The following is a 14,242-nucleotide window of genomic DNA, read 5'->3' as shown; positions in this document are numbered from 1 at the left end:
TTAGCAGGCATTAGCTGTAAAGTAAAAATTAGCCTATCTTTATTTTTTTAAAAAAAAATCTATGGAAAAATTACCTAAAATCGCAGTACCTACCATCATTATCGCTATTGTTTTAATTGTTTTGTTGGCTAAATCGGCTGTAACCATTGGCTCTGGTCAAGCAGGTGTGCTGTTTAAGACCTTTGGAGAAGGCGTTGTGGTTGATGAACCTGCCATGGGCGAAGGATTCCATATTGTAGCACCTTGGAATAAGGTGTTTATTTATGAAGTAAGACAGCAAGAAATATTGGAAAAAATGAATGTGCTATCTTCAAATGGACTGGATATAAAATTAGAAGCATCTGTTTGGTTTCAGCCCGATTTTCAAAACCTTGGCAAGTTGCACCAAGAAAAAAGTGAAATGTATAAAGAGCGGGTATTGCTTCCGGCCATTCGATCGGCTGCCAGAAGTGTAGTTGGGCGCTACACCCCAGAGCAATTGTATTCCAGTAAACGGGATGCCATTCAGCAAGAAATATTTGAAGAAACCAAAAAAATTGTAGAATCGCAGTATATTCAGTTAAATGAGGTTTTGGTGCGCGATGTTACGTTGCCATCAACCATTAAAGATGCCATTGAGCGCAAATTAAAGCAAGAACAAGAATCGTTGGAATATGAATTCAGATTGGTTACTGCACAAAAAGAAGCCGAAAAGGTTATTATTGAAGCACAAGGTAAAGCCGAATCAAACAGAATTTTGAGTGCCTCATTAACCGATAAAATTTTACAGGACAAAGGCATTGATGCGACCATGAAGTTGGCAGAATCGCCCAATAGTAAGGTTGTTGTAATAGGTTCGGGCGATAGCGGTTTACCTATAATTTTAGGAAACCAATAACAAAACGGACTAAATAATTCAGAAATTTTATAGATATTTTGAATTTTAGCCAATTATTTTTAATTAAAAATAGATAATATTCAATAGTTATAAGATTTGTTGTTTTTATTTGGAATAATCCACGATAATTTATGATATTTGCCAAAGTAAAAAACAAAAAAATGACCTTTATTCAATCGCATCACCATCATTTTCAAATTTGCTCTCAAGCGAAGTGAAGATGTATTGAATAAAATCAACATATTTTTATAAACCCGTTTGAGACACTCAAGCGGGTTTTATTTTTCCCGTGAAAACGGGAATCTTTTTATCCCGAAAACGGATAACTTTTAAACCATAAAAAATGAGCACATTAAGAATTGCAGTACAAAAATCGGGTCGTTTACACGACGAATCCATGGAATTACTAAAAGATATTGGCATTTCCATCGATAATGGCATCGATCAATTAAAAGCAGCCGCAAGAAATTTCCCTGTTGAAGTTTTCTATTTAAGAAACGGCGATATTCCCCAATATTTAAAAGACGGTGTTGTTGATGCTGCCATTATTGGCGAAAACGTATTGATTGAAAAAGGCAACGGAATAAATATAGCAGAAAAATTAGGTTTTTCTTCGTGCCGTGTGTGCGTTGCGGTACCCAAAACCATGGATTTTAAAAGTATCAAGGATTTAGATGGCAAACGCATCGCTACATCGTACCCAAACACCGTTCAAAATTATTTGAATGAAAAGGGCATCAAGGCAAACCTTCATATTATTAATGGTTCGGTTGAAATAGCGCCAAATATTGGGTTGGCAGATGCCATTGTTGATATTGTTTCCAGCGGTAGCACCTTGTTTAAAAACAATTTAAAAGAGGTTGAAATGATTTTAAAATCGGAAGCGGTTTTGGCGGTGTCGCCCATTTTAGATGCCGGAAAACAAGCCATTTTAGATAAAATACAGTTCCGAATCAAATCGGTTTTAAAAGGGCGGGAATCTAAATACGTGTTGCTTAATGCGCCAAACGATAAAGTAAAAGACATTATAAGTGTTTTACCGGGAATGAAGAGTCCAACCGTTTTACCACTAGCTGAAGAAGGTTGGAGTTCCATCCACTCGGTTATCAGTAAAAATCAGTTTTGGGATGTTATAGACGACTTAAAAGCGCGCGGTGCCCAAGGTATTTTGGTTTGCCCAATAGAAAAAATGGTGCTCTAAGCAATTAATAATGAAAAGTAAAAATTAATAATGATACTAGCCAACGGCTTAAAAAATGCAAATAATTAATAACCCAAATAAAAACGAATGGGCTGAGGTTTTAAAACGACCCACACAAACCGTTGGTGATATTGAAGCGACGGTTATGCACATTTTTGATGACATTCGTTTGAAAGGTGATGAAGCCATCAAAAAATATACCTTGCAGTTTGATGGAATCGATTTAGAATCGAACCTTGTTACTTCTGAAGACATTCAAAATGCTATTAAAAACGTACCTGAAAAACTTCAAAATGCCATAAAACAGGCCAAACAAAATATAGACGTATTTCACAAGGCACAAAAAACGAGTAGAATAGAAGTTGAAACCACAATAGGGGTACAATGTTGGCAAGAAAAACGCCCGATACAAAAAGTAGGCTTGTACATTCCGGGTGGCACCGCACCTTTATTTTCAACCGTTTTAATGTTGGCTGTTCCTGCACAAATAGCGGGTTGTAAGGAAATCGTATTGTGTTCGCCACCAAACAAACAGGGCGAATTAGCACCTGAAATTCTTTTTGCTGCGCAGTTATGTGGGGTTACAAAAATTATAAAAGTGGGTGGCATCCAAGCGATTGCCGCATTAACTTTTGGAACAGAAACCATTCCGCAAGTGTATAAAATTTTTGGCCCCGGAAACCAATATGTAACCGTTGCAAAACAATTAGCGACCAAATACGGCGTAGCTATCGATATGCCTGCGGGGCCTAGTGAGTTATTGGTAGTGGCCGATGAAACCGCGAATGCTTCATACATTGCATCCGATTTGTTAAGTCAAGCTGAACACGGTACCGATAGTCAGGTTATTTTGGTTTCAACATCACAAAATTTAATTAATAAAGTTTCAGAAGAAGTCGGAAAACAACTTGAAGTGCTTCCGCGTAAAGCGATTGCTGAAAAATCCATAGCCAATTCTAAACTCATTTACGTTGAAAATGATGCCATAGCTTTGGAATTGATAAATGAATATGGCCCAGAACATTTTATTATCTGTTCTAAAAACGACCATTTTTATATAGAAAATATAGCGAATGCCGGTTCCGTTTTTATTGGCGATTATACGCCTGAAAGTGCGGGCGATTATGCTTCTGGCACCAATCATACCTTGCCAACAAATGGGTTTAGTAAAGCCTATTCCGGTGTGAATTTAGATAGTTTTTCAAAAAGTATGACGTTTCAAAAAATATCAAAAGAAGGTATTCTGAATATTGGTGAAACCATTGAGCTGATGGCAGAAGCTGAAGGCTTACAGGCTCATAAAAACGCGGTTTCCATTCGATTAAAGGATTTAAAATAATGAACATACAAAATTTAATACGTCCAAGCATAAAGGCATTAAAACCGTATTCATCTGCTCGTGATGAATTTCAAGGGGTGACCGATAACATGGTGTTTTTAGATGCCAACGAAAATCCGTTTGAAAATGGCGTAAACCGGTATCCCGATCCACAACAAGGTAAATTGAAAGCCATCCTTTCGGAAATCAAAGGTGTTTCTGCAAAAAATATCCTTTTAGGAAATGGCAGCGATGAAGTGTTAGACCTTATTTTCAGGGCTTTTTGTGAACCAAACCACGATAACATTGTTATTTTACCGCCAACGTATGGAATGTATGAAGTGTTGGCAAATTTGAATGCTATCGGTATCAAAAAAGTAAATTTGGACGCCGATTTTCAACCAAAAGTTGAAGAAATTTTAAATACTGCAGATGCCAATAGTAAAGTGCTTTTTATTTGTTCGCCAAATAACCCATCAGGAAATAGTTTTACACCAGAAGCTATTGAAACCTTGGTGAGTAATTTTAAAGGCATCGTAGTTATTGATGAAGCATATATCGATTTTTCAAACGCGGAAAGTTGGGTTTCAAAATTAGACCAATATCCCAATTTAATTGTATCGCAAACCTTATCAAAAGCCTACGCCATGGCAGGTATTCGATTAGGAATTTGTTATGCTTCCACAGAGATTATTACGGTTTTAAATACCATCAAACCACCTTACAATATTAACGAACTGACACAAAAAAAAGCTATTGAATTGTTGAATTTCAAAGATTTGGCAACCAATCAAATAGCCGATATTTTAAAGGAACGCACTGCTTTAATTTCAGAATTAAAATCCATCCGTTATATTTCAAAAATATACCCTACCGATGCTAATTTTGTATTGGTAAAAGTGGATGATGCCAATAAACGCTATAATCAACTTATTGAAAAAGGTATTGTTATTCGTAATAGAACGACCCAAACAGGATGTGAAAACACCTTGCGTTTAACTGTTGGAACACCAAAGGAAAATAAAATTTTAATTAATATCCTGCAAGGTTTAGAAACCTTGTAGGTATTATTGTATTGTTATGAAAAAAGTATTATTTATAGACCGCGATGGCACCTTGGTTTTAGAACCACCTGTTGATTACCAATTGGATAGTTTGGAAAAACTGGAATTCTACCCCAAAGTGTTCCAATATATGGCTAAAATAGCTGCTGAATTAGATTACGAATTGGTTATGGTTACCAATCAAGATGGGTTGGGAACCGATTCATTTCCCGAAGAGACGTTTTGGCCAGCGCAGAATAAAATCATCAATGCTTTTGAAAAAGAAGGTGTCTTGTTTGCTGATATTCACATAGATAAAACATTTCCGCATGAAAATGCACCTACACGAAAACCACGCACAGGTTTGTTGACTAAATATTTTTCTGAAGCTTATGATTTAGCAAACTCCTTTGTGTTGGGTGATAGAATTACCGATATGGAGTTGGCAAAAAATTTAGGTGCGAAAGGTATTTACTTAGCCGAAAATACAGATTTAAACGAAAATGATGATATAATTAGTGAAATAGTATTAACAACGACCGATTGGAAAGAAATATATGAATTTTTGAAGTTGAAAGATCGTGTTGCGGAAATTACACGCAATACAAACGAAACAAAAATTTATATAAAGTTGAATCTGGATGGTTCTGGGAAGAATGACATTAGTACAGGTTTATCGTTTTTCGACCACATGTTAGATCAAATTGGGCGCCACGGTGCGATGGATTTAACCATAAAAGTGGATGGCGATTTAGAAGTTGATGAACACCACACCATAGAAGATACCATGATTGCTTTTGGCGAACTGTTCCATAAAGCATTAGGCAACAAATTGGGTATTGAACGCTATGGTTTCTGTTTGCCAATGGACGATTGTTTGGCACAAGTGGCTGTCGATTTTGGTGGAAGGAATTGGTTGGAATGGGATGCCGAATTCAAACGCGAAAAAATAGGGGATATGCCAACAGAAATGTTCTATCACCTGTTCAAATCGTTTACCGATGGTGCCAAATGTAATTTAAACATCAAAGCAGAAGGCACTAATGAGCATCACAAAATAGAAGGTATTTTTAAAGCCTTTGCAAAAGCTATGAAAATGGCGGTAAAACGTGATTCCAACAACATGTTTTTACCAAGTACTAAAGGAGTATTGTAAAGTACAATATTAAATATTAGAAGTTAAAGTTATAAAAAATGATAATCAACTTTCAACTTCCAATATCTAACTTTTAATATTAAAAAATTGAAACTAATAATAATTGATTACGGCGCAGGAAACATAAAAAGCATACAATTCGCCTTTAAACGCTTGGGAATTGATGCTGTTTTATCTGATAATCCAGATGAAATTTTAGCTGCCGATAAAATCATTTTTCCGGGTGTAGGTGAAGCAAGTTCTGCAATGAAAATGCTGAAGGAAACAGGGTTGGATGTGTTGATTCCTCAATTAAAACAACCCGTTTTAGGTATTTGTTTAGGGATGCAATTGCTTTGCGAACATACGGAAGAAGGCAATACAACCGGATTGGGCGTTTTTAAAACCAAAGTAAAACGTTTTGATAATCATGTAAAAGTGCCACAAATGGGTTGGAACGTTATCAAAGACCTGAAATCGGACTTATTTAAGGGCATCAAAGAAAACGAGTATATGTATTTGGTACACAGTTATTATGCCGAGCATTGCAATGAAACCATCGCTACTACCGATTATGGTATCAATTACGCTTCGGCATTGCAACATAATAACTTTTACGGTGTGCAATTTCATCCAGAAAAGAGTAGTTTAGCAGGAGAACAGATTTTGAAGAATTTTTTAAAGTTAGAAGTTAAAAGTTAGATATTAAAAGTTTTAGAATGAGAAATGAACTGATAGAAAGAACTAAACGATTTGGAATAGATTGTTGGAAGTTTTGTTTTAAGGTTCCTAAATCTCGTGAATATAATGCGTTTGTCAATCAATTAATTAGAAGTTCTAGTTCTGTTGGTGCCAATTATCGAGCTTCTCAAAGAGCAAAATCGACAAGCGATTTCATTAATAAACTAAAAATAGTTGAAGAAGAAGTGGATGAAAGTGTACATTGGTTAGAAGTTTTTGAAGAAATACTTTCTGAACATTCAGATGAAATTCTAAAACTTCAAAAAGAAGGAAAAGAACTATTGGCAATTACTGTTGCTTCAATTAATACAGCAAAAAGAAATAATTTAAAATAAGTTAGTGTTTGAAAAGTTCAAATCTTATTACAGATTGTAACTTCTAATATTTAACTTTTAATATTAAACATTAATAATGAGAATCATACCAGCCATAGATATTATAGAAGGGAAATGTGTTCGTTTAACCAAGGGCGATTACGGAACTAAAAAAATATACAGCGAGAGTCCGCTTGAAATAGCAAAAACTTTTGAAGGTTCTGGCATTGAGTATTTACATTTAGTAGATTTAGATGGCGCCAAAGCACAACATATTGTAAACTATAAGGTGTTGGAGCAAATTTCATCCAAAACCAATCTTAAAATTGATTTTGGTGGAGGCTTAAAAACCAATGAAGATTTGCATATCGCGTTCAATTCGGGCGCAAAACAAATTACTGGAGGCAGTATTGCGGTTAAAGATCCGCATACATTTGAAGGGTGGCTATCTAAATACGGAGCTGCTAAAATTATTTTGGGTGCCGATAGCGATGCCGGAAAAGTGTCTATTGGCGGTTGGATGGAACAAAGTAAAGAAGACGTGATTCCGTTCATAAAAGCTTATCAAAAGAAAAGTATCCAGTATGTTATTTGTACCGATATTTCTAAAGATGGTATGCTTGAAGGCCCATCGGTAGAATTATACAAACAAATCATTTCAGAATGTACCAATAGCAGCAACGGCCAATCCATAAAACTGATAGCTTCAGGAGGTATTTCAACCATTGAGGAATTGCCCATATTAAAAGAAATTGGCTGTGAAGGTGTTATTATAGGAAAGGCTATTTATGAAAATAGAATAACGCTAAAACAACTGGAAAAATTTGTATAACAACGTTGAAATTTGGGTTTGAAGGTTTGTTTAACTTCTAACTCTTAATATTTAACTTCTAACTTTAAAAAATGTTAACAAAACGAATCATACCTTGTTTGGATATTAAAGATGGTCGTACCGTAAAAGGTGTTAATTTCGTTGATTTGCGCGATGCTGGCGACCCCGTAGAGCTTGCTAAACAATACGCCGCTATGGGTGCTGATGAACTGGTGTTTTTAGATATTTCGGCTACTTTAGAAGCCCGAGCCACTACTTTGGATATGGTAATGCACGTAGCAGAACAAGTAAATATCCCGTTTACGGTTGGCGGTGGTATATCGTCTGTTGAACATGTAGATGCGCTTTTGAAATGTGGGGCCGATAAAGTATCCATCAATTCATCGGCTGTTAAACGACCCGATTTAGTGAACGAACTCGCCGATAAATTTGGTAGTCAATGTGTGGTGGTTGCTATTGATGCGAAACAAATTGATGGTAATTGGAAAGTGCATTTAGCTGGCGGAAGTATTCCAACGGACATCGATTTATTTCAATGGGCCAAAGAAGTTGAAGAACGTGGTGCAGGTGAAATTTTGTTTACATCCATGAACCACGATGGCACCAAAAACGGATTTGCCAATGAAGCATTAGCGAAGTTATCGGAATTGTTGAACATTCCCATAATAGCTTCGGGAGGCGCAGGAAATGTGCAGCATTTTGTAGATACGTTTAAAGACGGTAAAGCCGATGCAGCACTAGCTGCGAGTGTGTTTCATTACGGTGAAATTGCCATTAAGGAACTTAAAAAGGAATTAAAAAAACAGCATATAGAAGTACGATTGTAACGTCATTACAAGGAAGAATGACAAAGTAATCTCATTAAACAATAAGATTGCCACAGCAAATTATCATTTGCTTCGCAATGACACTAGATAATTATGGAAATTAAATACGACACTAACGGACTCATTCCTGCCATTATTCAAGATGCCACAACAAAAAACGTGTTGATGCTGGGGTATATGAATGAGGAAGCTTACCAAAAAACCTTAGAAACCAAACAGGTTACTTTTTTTAGCCGAAGCAAGCAACGTTTATGGACAAAAGGCGAGGAAAGTGGCAATTTTTTAAATCTGGTTGCTATTAAAAATGATTGCGATAACGATACGCTTTTAATACAGGTAAATCCCGTTGGGCCAACTTGCCATAACGGAACAGGTACTTGTTGGGGCGAAGAAAACACGCCGAATTATAGCTTTTTATCAACCTTAGAAACCGTTATTGCCGAACGTGTTGCCAATAAAGACACCAACAAATCGTATGTGGCAAGTTTGTTTTCAAAAGGCATCAATAAAATTGCCCAAAAAGTAGGCGAGGAGGCTGTTGAAACGGTTATTGAAGCTATGGACAGCAACGATGAGTTATTCCTTTACGAATCAGCAGATTTGTTGTTTCATTACCTCATGCTTTTACAAGCAAAAGGATTTACGTTAAAGGATATTGAGGCCGAATTAAAAAGTAGGCATAAATAGATTAAAAAAAGGCTGGCTGAAAAGTGATTAATTTTTGTCAAACTAAAAACTGACTTTTCAGACAGCCTTTTTAATTGTTATAATCCAATTCAGGAAATCCAACCTTTTGCAATCGATTTTTTGGAAAACCAAACTAAAAAGACAGAAAATAGAATAATGCTAATGGTCATCCCAATATTATCCGCTTGTCCTTGACTTAAAATATAGCCCATTTGTACAATTACCGCTATTAATGAAATAAGTAAAAGCGAATACGCCCATTTTTTTCTTAATAAAAGACCTAAGGAGCCTAAAGCTCCGGCAAAAACAGCTATCGCAAAAGCAGCAGTTATCCAAGCGGGAAAATTGGAAATAATCTCAAATTGTTCATCTGTTAAGGCAGCACGCCAACTTTCGGTTTGGTAGGCTTGACCTAAATAATGATTAACACCCATGGCGTTCCATAAAAGCGCAATGGCACTCACGATCCAAAACCAAACAGGAGGTTTTACTTTTAAATTTGTCATAATCAGTGGTTTTTAGTTAGTAAATAACAATACAAGTTATTAATTTTTTGCCATATTTAATAAAAAACCTAATTTCCCTTCGGAAAAATTTATAATGAACCACTATTTTTATTTAATAACCATTCAATATTTGGGCTATCGGTTTCACGGTTGGCAAAAGCAACCCGACGTGAAAACCTTGCACTTGATGGTGGATAAAACCTTGAAATTTATCTTAGAGGGCAAACCCTTTAAAACTTTAAGCTCCGGACGAACCGACGCGATGGTTTCGGCTGAATGTGCTGCCTTTGAATTGTTTTTGCCGGAGCCCATAAATGATACACTGGCTTTTATGAAACTGTTCAACCATAACTTGCCACAGGACATTCGTGCATTGGCCATCAAGGAAGTCGATGCCAAATTCAACATCATCAACCATTCAAAAATTAAGGAGTATTGGTATGTATTCACTTTTGGCGAAAAATGCCATCCATTTTGTGCCCCTATCATGACCACCTTTTTGGACGATTTGGATATTGAACTCATGAAACAGGGAGCCAAACTTTTTGAAGGAGCCCACTATTTTAAATCGTATTGCTTCAAACCTACTGAAAACGGATTGTATAACCGGGAAATCATTACTTGCGAGTTGGTTGAGAACACCCATTATACCGCTAATTATTTTCCTGAAAAATCATATATATTAAAAGTGAAAGGGAAAGGTTTTATGCGCAACCAAATTCGCCTGATGATGGGTACCTTGGTTGATTTGGGCAAAGGCAAACTAACCATGGCTACCATCAAACAAAGTTTAGAACAAGATTGTTTTATTAAACTCGAATATATTGCGCCTGCTTCGGGCCTCATTCTTCATAACATCGAGTTTTACTAACGTTTTCTTTACAATTCTATGTGAATTATGAAAAATAATGTAAAAAAAGTGTAACGCAAAACGTTCTTTTTACGGTCATCTTTGTAAATGTGAACATGTTGATACTTAACATGGTTACCAAGCATGCTTCGTTATACGGATTTCTTTTTTCAAAATAAGGATTTAAGTAAAAACAGCGGCATCACAAGCATTATGAATCTTAAAAAAAACAGCATTATGAAAAAAATCATGTACATGGTTGCGTTTTTAGCTTTTGGCTATGCCTTTGCACAAACGCAACCTAAAAATGTTTCGGAAGAAACTACGGTAAAAACAACAAAAATAAATAATGGCGATAAAATTCTGGAAAATAAGGTTAAGGTTACCACCAGGGAAGAACAAGCCATTGAATTTAACGAGAACGACAAGAACAAGCGGGACAAGGATATTGTGGAAACACCCGTGATGGTTACTAAAATTGTAGAGGTTAAAAATGATGATACCACTACAAAAACAGAAGTTGGCTATTTTGAATTTGATGGAAAACGGTATTATTCCAATAAGGCGAACAACGATTTTTTACAGCCCAGTGCCCAAATTACCAAGTTTAAAAAAGAAAACTATTATTTGTTTCAAAACAATAACTATACGGGAATTGGCTATTTTGATGAAGAAGGAAATTTTATAGTGGAATATAGCGATAAAACGGGTGGAAACGTTAAAATGCAGAAGTTTGAATTGGTTAAATAGACTGAATGAACGAAAATTAAAAAAGTCCTAATTAATTTAGGGCTTTTTTGTATTTTACAAGTCCAAATAACACCACCGATATGCATGTACAGGTACCAACAGACGTTTTCGATTTCTTTAAAAAATTAGAAAAGAACAATAACCGCGACTGGTTTAACGACCATAAAAATGAATTTAAAACCATTGAGACCAAAGTGAAAGCAGTTTATAACGCGGTTTTTGAGAACTTGAAAACACACGACGATGTTGATAAACTGAAACTTTTTCGTATTTATCGCGATGTTCGATTTTCCAAAAATAAGTTACCTTATAAAACCCATTTTGGGGGTTCATTCCACAGAACAAAACCAAAGTTAAGAGGTGGTTACTATTTACACATTCAGCCCCATAACGAAAGTTTTATCGCTACGGGTTTTTGGGAGCCTGCACCTGCTGATTTGTTGCGCATCCGCAAGGAATTTGAGATGGACGCAACTGAAATCCGTAGCATTTTAGCTGATAAAACCTTCCGGAATGTTTGGGGCAATTTTGTGGGCGACGAAGTAAAATCGGCCCCAAAAGGCTTTGATAAAAACCACAAAAACAGCGATTTAATAAAAAAGAAGCAATATATATTCATCAAAAAATTTAATGATGACGACGTTTTAGCCCCCAACTTCATTAACGAGGTAAACAGTGCGTTTAAAGCCATTCGCCCATATTTTAATTATATGAGCGAAGTACTTACCACCAATTTAAACGGTGAACCTGTTATATAATTTCAGAAATGATGTATTTGTTCTGGTTAAACTCAAATTGGGCGTTTACGGTTTTGTTAATCAATAACTGCCCAATGGGCGAGTTAACCGAAATGGCATAAAATACGGCATCGTCCAGTTCAATTTTACCAATACTGGTGGCTATGTAAAAATTCATGATGTTCGTTTTTACAATACTTCCCAGCATGGCATCTTTACTGTCTATATTTGTTTTTATGGTACTTAAATACTCTTTGGTTTTTTTGGCATCGTTTAGGTATGCCATGTTTTTTTCTAAATCATTCAATAATTTTCCATGGCCGGCATCATCGTCTTCCGAACTGCTTTTATCGCTACTGGCAATAGATTCCTTAATTAAATTTACTTCTTCTTTGTAGTCGTTAATACGTTTATCAACGCGCTCATTACAAATTTGCAATAGTTTTTGTTTTGTTGTCATTAAATCGTTTAAACTGCTTTTAGCACTTCTGGTTGTTCAAAAAGTTGCATGTTACTAATCAATCGTTCTTTTACAAGGTGCATCATACGCTTGTTTAAAGCTGAAGAATTTTGAATATACCGTTTATATTCTTCAATAGTGAACAAACCTATTACCATGCCTTTTAGTGCATTACGAAACTTAACATCTTTATTAACAGCATTTTCAATAAAAACCAAACGCTTTTCCAAAGGGTATCCGTAAAACACCATTTTATGTTTGGCAATATAGTTTTTAAAAACCTCAATAAACAAATCATTTTGCAATTTTATTATGGGGCGAAGCACCAAATTTTGAAACCGCTCGTCGTTACTCATGTTGTCGTTAATTGTTGTGCTTAAAATTTCGGGGCGAATGTTTTTTAAGTCTAGTGGTCGTGTGTTCATGGTCGAAGAGTTTTTATTAAAATTATTGAATATTAAAGTTTTAAAACCTTTGAAGCATTTATAGTTGTTAACGGGGTTATTAACATCACTTATTTTTTTATCTTTAAAAAAAAATTAATGAAGTTTGGAAGTGTAAAAAATCCTGAAAATATAGATTTCACCTTGCCGCCAGATCATCCAGAAACCAAGCGTGTTTTAAATAGATTTAAGGATGACAATATGCCCGAGGTTTTTGTAGGTTGCGCCAAATGGAACAAGTCCGATTTAAAAGGATTTTACCCAAAGGGCACCAAAGATGAATTGGTGTATTATGCCAGTCAGTTTAACGCCATAGAATTAAACGCGACGTTTTACCGTATTTTTCCTGCGGAACAATTTGCTTCATGGTACGATAAAACTCCTGAAAATTTCAAGTTTTTCCCGAAGCTGAACCAAGAAATAAGCCATTGGAAACGTTTACGGGAAACCAAGGAAGTCGTAGAACATTATTTATACAATGCCTCCAACTTAAACGAAAAATTAGGAACGGTTTTTTTACAAATGAATGATACCTTTGCGCCTAAAGATTTTGACAGGGTTATTAAATTTGTTGAAGAATGGCCAAAGGAAATACCACTGGCCATGGAATTTAGGCATACCAATTGGTACAACGATGCTTCCGTAGCAAACGAATTGTACCAACTATTAGAAACCAATAATATTTCAAACATTATAGTTGACTCTGCCGAAGACGCGATATTATGCACATGCGCTTAACCAATGCCACCGCTTTTGTGCGTTATGTGGGCGCCAACCACGTAAGCGATTACAACCGTTTGGATGATTGGATAGAGCGCTTAAAAGATTGGAAAGCACAAGGTGTTAAGGAAATAGATTTTTTCATTCATCAAAATATTGAAAAAGAATCACCATTGCTTTCAGCTTATTTTATTAGAAAACTGAATGAGGAATTGGGGTATAATTTGGTAATTCCTAATGACGATACACAAGGACAACAGAAATTATTGTAAAAAAAAGATTAATTTATGAGATTCCACACCAGAAAATGGGTAAAACCCGAAGATTTAAACGCCAACGGAACCTTGTTTGGGGGCAGATTGCTAGAATGGATTGATGAAGAAGCTGCTTTATACACCATTATACAGCTTGAAAACCAAAAAGTAGTTACCAAGTACATGAGCGAAATAGATTTTAAGGCATCGGCAAAACAAGGCGACATCATAGAAATTGGTATCGATGTTGTGAAATTCGGAAACGCGTCTTTAACTTTAAGTTGCGAGGTTAGAAATAAAATGACACGAGAAACCATTATAACCATTTCAAATATTGTAATGGTTAATGTAGGGCCAGATGGGAAAGCAAAGCCACACGGAAAAACCCAAATTGAATATGTTGTAGATAGACTGAAGTAATGACTGCTTTAAAAATTACAATCAATAATGCTTTTCCATTAAAAGATTGTCGGTTTTTTTGGTTTCCTTTAATAAAACAACAAAAATAATTACAATAGCATCTTAAATTTTGTTATATCTCTATTAA

The 14,242-nt window shown here is 35.6% G+C and carries 17 protein-coding genes and 1 pseudogene; 15 read left to right on the top strand and 3 right to left on the bottom strand.

Annotated elements, in window-relative coordinates; all coding sequences use genetic code 11:
- Nucleotides 1–61: 61 nt before the first annotated feature.
- From GQO80_RS02070 to hisIE, 10 genes are all read left to right on the top strand, one after another.
- A complete protein-coding gene (locus tag GQO80_RS02070) occupies nucleotides 62–877 on the top strand; it encodes a prohibitin family protein (RefSeq protein WP_157206536.1) in 816 nt (271 codons plus the stop codon).
- A gap of 343 nt (nucleotides 878–1,220) precedes the next feature.
- Nucleotides 1,221–2,078 carry an ATP phosphoribosyltransferase gene (hisG, locus tag GQO80_RS02065; RefSeq protein ID WP_157206535.1) on the top strand — a complete coding sequence of 286 codons (858 nt, stop codon included), beginning with the start codon at nucleotides 1,221–1,223 and terminating at the stop codon, nucleotides 2,076–2,078.
- Nucleotides 2,079–2,133: 55 nt separating this feature from the next.
- Nucleotides 2,134–3,417, top strand: coding sequence for a histidinol dehydrogenase (hisD, locus tag GQO80_RS02060; RefSeq protein WP_157206534.1), 1,284 nt, complete (start codon nucleotides 2,134–2,136; stop codon nucleotides 3,415–3,417).
- Complete coding sequence (gene hisC / locus GQO80_RS02055) at nucleotides 3,417–4,460, top strand: histidinol-phosphate transaminase (protein ID WP_157206533.1); 1,044 nt, start codon at nucleotides 3,417–3,419, stop codon at nucleotides 4,458–4,460. Before hisD ends, hisC begins: the two co-directional genes overlap by 1 nt.
- Nucleotides 4,461–4,476: 16 nt before the next feature.
- Nucleotides 4,477–5,595 carry a bifunctional histidinol-phosphatase/imidazoleglycerol-phosphate dehydratase HisB gene (hisB, locus tag GQO80_RS02050; RefSeq protein WP_157206532.1) on the top strand — a complete coding sequence of 373 codons (1,119 nt, stop codon included), beginning with the start codon at nucleotides 4,477–4,479 and terminating at the stop codon, nucleotides 5,593–5,595.
- Between the two features lie 87 nt (nucleotides 5,596–5,682).
- Nucleotides 5,683–6,276: an imidazole glycerol phosphate synthase subunit HisH gene (gene hisH, locus GQO80_RS02045; protein WP_157206531.1), complete on the top strand. Its 594-nt coding sequence runs from the start codon at nucleotides 5,683–5,685 to the stop codon at nucleotides 6,274–6,276.
- Between the two features lie 17 nt (nucleotides 6,277–6,293).
- Entirely contained in the window at nucleotides 6,294–6,650 is a 357-nt protein-coding gene (locus GQO80_RS02040) for a four helix bundle protein (protein WP_157206530.1), read from the top strand.
- Between the two features lie 76 nt (nucleotides 6,651–6,726).
- Complete coding sequence (gene hisA / locus GQO80_RS02035; RefSeq protein WP_157206529.1) at nucleotides 6,727–7,461, top strand: 1-(5-phosphoribosyl)-5-[(5-phosphoribosylamino)methylideneamino]imidazole-4-carboxamide isomerase; 735 nt, start codon at nucleotides 6,727–6,729, stop codon at nucleotides 7,459–7,461.
- 71 nt (nucleotides 7,462–7,532) lie between these two features.
- The gene (gene hisF, locus GQO80_RS02030) at nucleotides 7,533–8,288 is read left to right on the top strand and encodes an imidazole glycerol phosphate synthase subunit HisF (RefSeq protein ID WP_157206528.1); all 756 of its coding nucleotides are present in this window, start codon (nucleotides 7,533–7,535) and stop codon (nucleotides 8,286–8,288) included.
- A 93-nt stretch (nucleotides 8,289–8,381) separates the two neighbouring features.
- Nucleotides 8,382–8,975: a bifunctional phosphoribosyl-AMP cyclohydrolase/phosphoribosyl-ATP diphosphatase HisIE gene (gene hisIE / locus GQO80_RS02025; protein WP_157206527.1), complete on the top strand. Its 594-nt coding sequence runs from the start codon at nucleotides 8,382–8,384 to the stop codon at nucleotides 8,973–8,975.
- 89 nt (nucleotides 8,976–9,064) lie between these two features.
- On the opposite strand, the gene GQO80_RS02020 is transcribed toward hisIE, so the two are convergent.
- Entirely contained in the window at nucleotides 9,065–9,481 is a 417-nt protein-coding gene (locus tag GQO80_RS02020; RefSeq protein ID WP_157206526.1) for a hypothetical protein, read from the bottom strand.
- 94 nt (nucleotides 9,482–9,575) lie between these two features.
- Here GQO80_RS02020 and GQO80_RS02015 point away from each other — a divergent pair, with 94 nt between their 5' ends.
- The 3 genes from GQO80_RS02015 to GQO80_RS02005 all read left to right on the top strand — a co-directional run bounded on the left by GQO80_RS02015 (nucleotide 9,576) and on the right by GQO80_RS02005 (nucleotide 11,839).
- Nucleotides 9,576–10,352 (top strand): tRNA pseudouridine synthase A, encoded by a 777-nt coding sequence (locus GQO80_RS02015; protein WP_157206525.1) that lies wholly within the window; start codon nucleotides 9,576–9,578, stop codon nucleotides 10,350–10,352.
- A 123-nt stretch (nucleotides 10,353–10,475) separates the two neighbouring features.
- Nucleotides 10,476–11,081: a hypothetical protein gene (locus tag GQO80_RS02010; RefSeq protein ID WP_157206524.1), complete on the top strand. Its 606-nt coding sequence runs from the start codon at nucleotides 10,476–10,478 to the stop codon at nucleotides 11,079–11,081.
- Nucleotides 11,082–11,161: 80 nt separating this feature from the next.
- A complete protein-coding gene (locus GQO80_RS02005) occupies nucleotides 11,162–11,839 on the top strand; it encodes a DUF2461 domain-containing protein (RefSeq protein WP_157206523.1) in 678 nt (225 codons plus the stop codon).
- On the opposite strand, the gene GQO80_RS02000 is transcribed toward GQO80_RS02005, so the two are convergent.
- A complete protein-coding gene (locus tag GQO80_RS02000) occupies nucleotides 11,832–12,278 on the bottom strand; it encodes a hypothetical protein (RefSeq protein ID WP_157206522.1) in 447 nt (148 codons plus the stop codon). The two genes, GQO80_RS02005 and GQO80_RS02000, sit on opposite strands and share 8 nt — an antisense overlap.
- Nucleotides 12,279–12,286: 8 nt before the next feature.
- Nucleotides 12,287–12,703 carry a glyoxalase gene (locus tag GQO80_RS01995; RefSeq protein WP_157206521.1) on the bottom strand — a complete coding sequence of 139 codons (417 nt, stop codon included), beginning with the start codon at nucleotides 12,701–12,703 and terminating at the stop codon, nucleotides 12,287–12,289.
- Between the two features lie 117 nt (nucleotides 12,704–12,820).
- Here GQO80_RS01995 and GQO80_RS01990 point away from each other — a divergent pair.
- Both GQO80_RS01990 and GQO80_RS01985 read left to right on the top strand, forming a co-directional pair.
- Nucleotides 12,821–13,713: pseudogene (locus GQO80_RS01990) on the top strand (DUF72 domain-containing protein).
- 15 nt (nucleotides 13,714–13,728) lie between these two features.
- Nucleotides 13,729–14,115, top strand: coding sequence for an acyl-CoA thioesterase (locus GQO80_RS01985; protein ID WP_157206520.1), 387 nt, complete (start codon nucleotides 13,729–13,731; stop codon nucleotides 14,113–14,115).
- Nucleotides 14,116–14,242 lie beyond the last annotated feature (127 nt).

Source organism: Mariniflexile maritimum (assembly GCF_009746565.1).
GTDB classification, from domain to species: domain Bacteria; phylum Bacteroidota; class Bacteroidia; order Flavobacteriales; family Flavobacteriaceae; genus Mariniflexile; species Mariniflexile maritimum.
Note: the sequence above shows the minus strand (reverse complement) of the source record. Positions and strands in the feature narration are given on the sequence as shown.

Excerpts from the sequence above, each read along its gene's own strand:
- GQO80_RS02070 (WP_157206536.1), top strand. The coding sequence starts at position 62 with ATGGAAAAATTACCTAAAATCGCAGTACCTACCATCATTATCGCTATT.
- hisG (WP_157206535.1), top strand. The coding sequence starts at position 1,221 with ATGAGCACATTAAGAATTGCAGTACAAAAATCGGGTCGTTTACACGAC.
- hisD (WP_157206534.1), top strand. The coding sequence starts at position 2,134 with ATGCAAATAATTAATAACCCAAATAAAAACGAATGGGCTGAGGTTTTA.
- hisC (WP_157206533.1), top strand. The coding sequence starts at position 3,417 with ATGAACATACAAAATTTAATACGTCCAAGCATAAAGGCATTAAAACCG.
- hisB (WP_157206532.1), top strand. The coding sequence starts at position 4,477 with ATGAAAAAAGTATTATTTATAGACCGCGATGGCACCTTGGTTTTAGAA.
- GQO80_RS02040 (WP_157206530.1), top strand. The coding sequence starts at position 6,294 with ATGAGAAATGAACTGATAGAAAGAACTAAACGATTTGGAATAGATTGT.
- hisA (WP_157206529.1), top strand. The coding sequence starts at position 6,727 with ATGAGAATCATACCAGCCATAGATATTATAGAAGGGAAATGTGTTCGT.
- hisF (WP_157206528.1), top strand. The coding sequence starts at position 7,533 with ATGTTAACAAAACGAATCATACCTTGTTTGGATATTAAAGATGGTCGT.
- hisIE (WP_157206527.1), top strand. The coding sequence starts at position 8,382 with ATGGAAATTAAATACGACACTAACGGACTCATTCCTGCCATTATTCAA.
- GQO80_RS02020 (WP_157206526.1), bottom strand. The coding sequence starts at position 9,481 with ATGACAAATTTAAAAGTAAAACCTCCTGTTTGGTTTTGGATCGTGAGT.
- GQO80_RS02015 (WP_157206525.1), top strand. The coding sequence starts at position 9,576 with ATGAACCACTATTTTTATTTAATAACCATTCAATATTTGGGCTATCGG.
- GQO80_RS02010 (WP_157206524.1), top strand. The coding sequence starts at position 10,476 with ATGCTTCGTTATACGGATTTCTTTTTTCAAAATAAGGATTTAAGTAAA.
- GQO80_RS02005 (WP_157206523.1), top strand. The coding sequence starts at position 11,162 with ATGCATGTACAGGTACCAACAGACGTTTTCGATTTCTTTAAAAAATTA.
- GQO80_RS02000 (WP_157206522.1), bottom strand. The coding sequence starts at position 12,278 with ATGACAACAAAACAAAAACTATTGCAAATTTGTAATGAGCGCGTTGAT.
- GQO80_RS01995 (WP_157206521.1), bottom strand. The coding sequence starts at position 12,703 with ATGAACACACGACCACTAGACTTAAAAAACATTCGCCCCGAAATTTTA.
- GQO80_RS01985 (WP_157206520.1), top strand. The coding sequence starts at position 13,729 with ATGAGATTCCACACCAGAAAATGGGTAAAACCCGAAGATTTAAACGCC.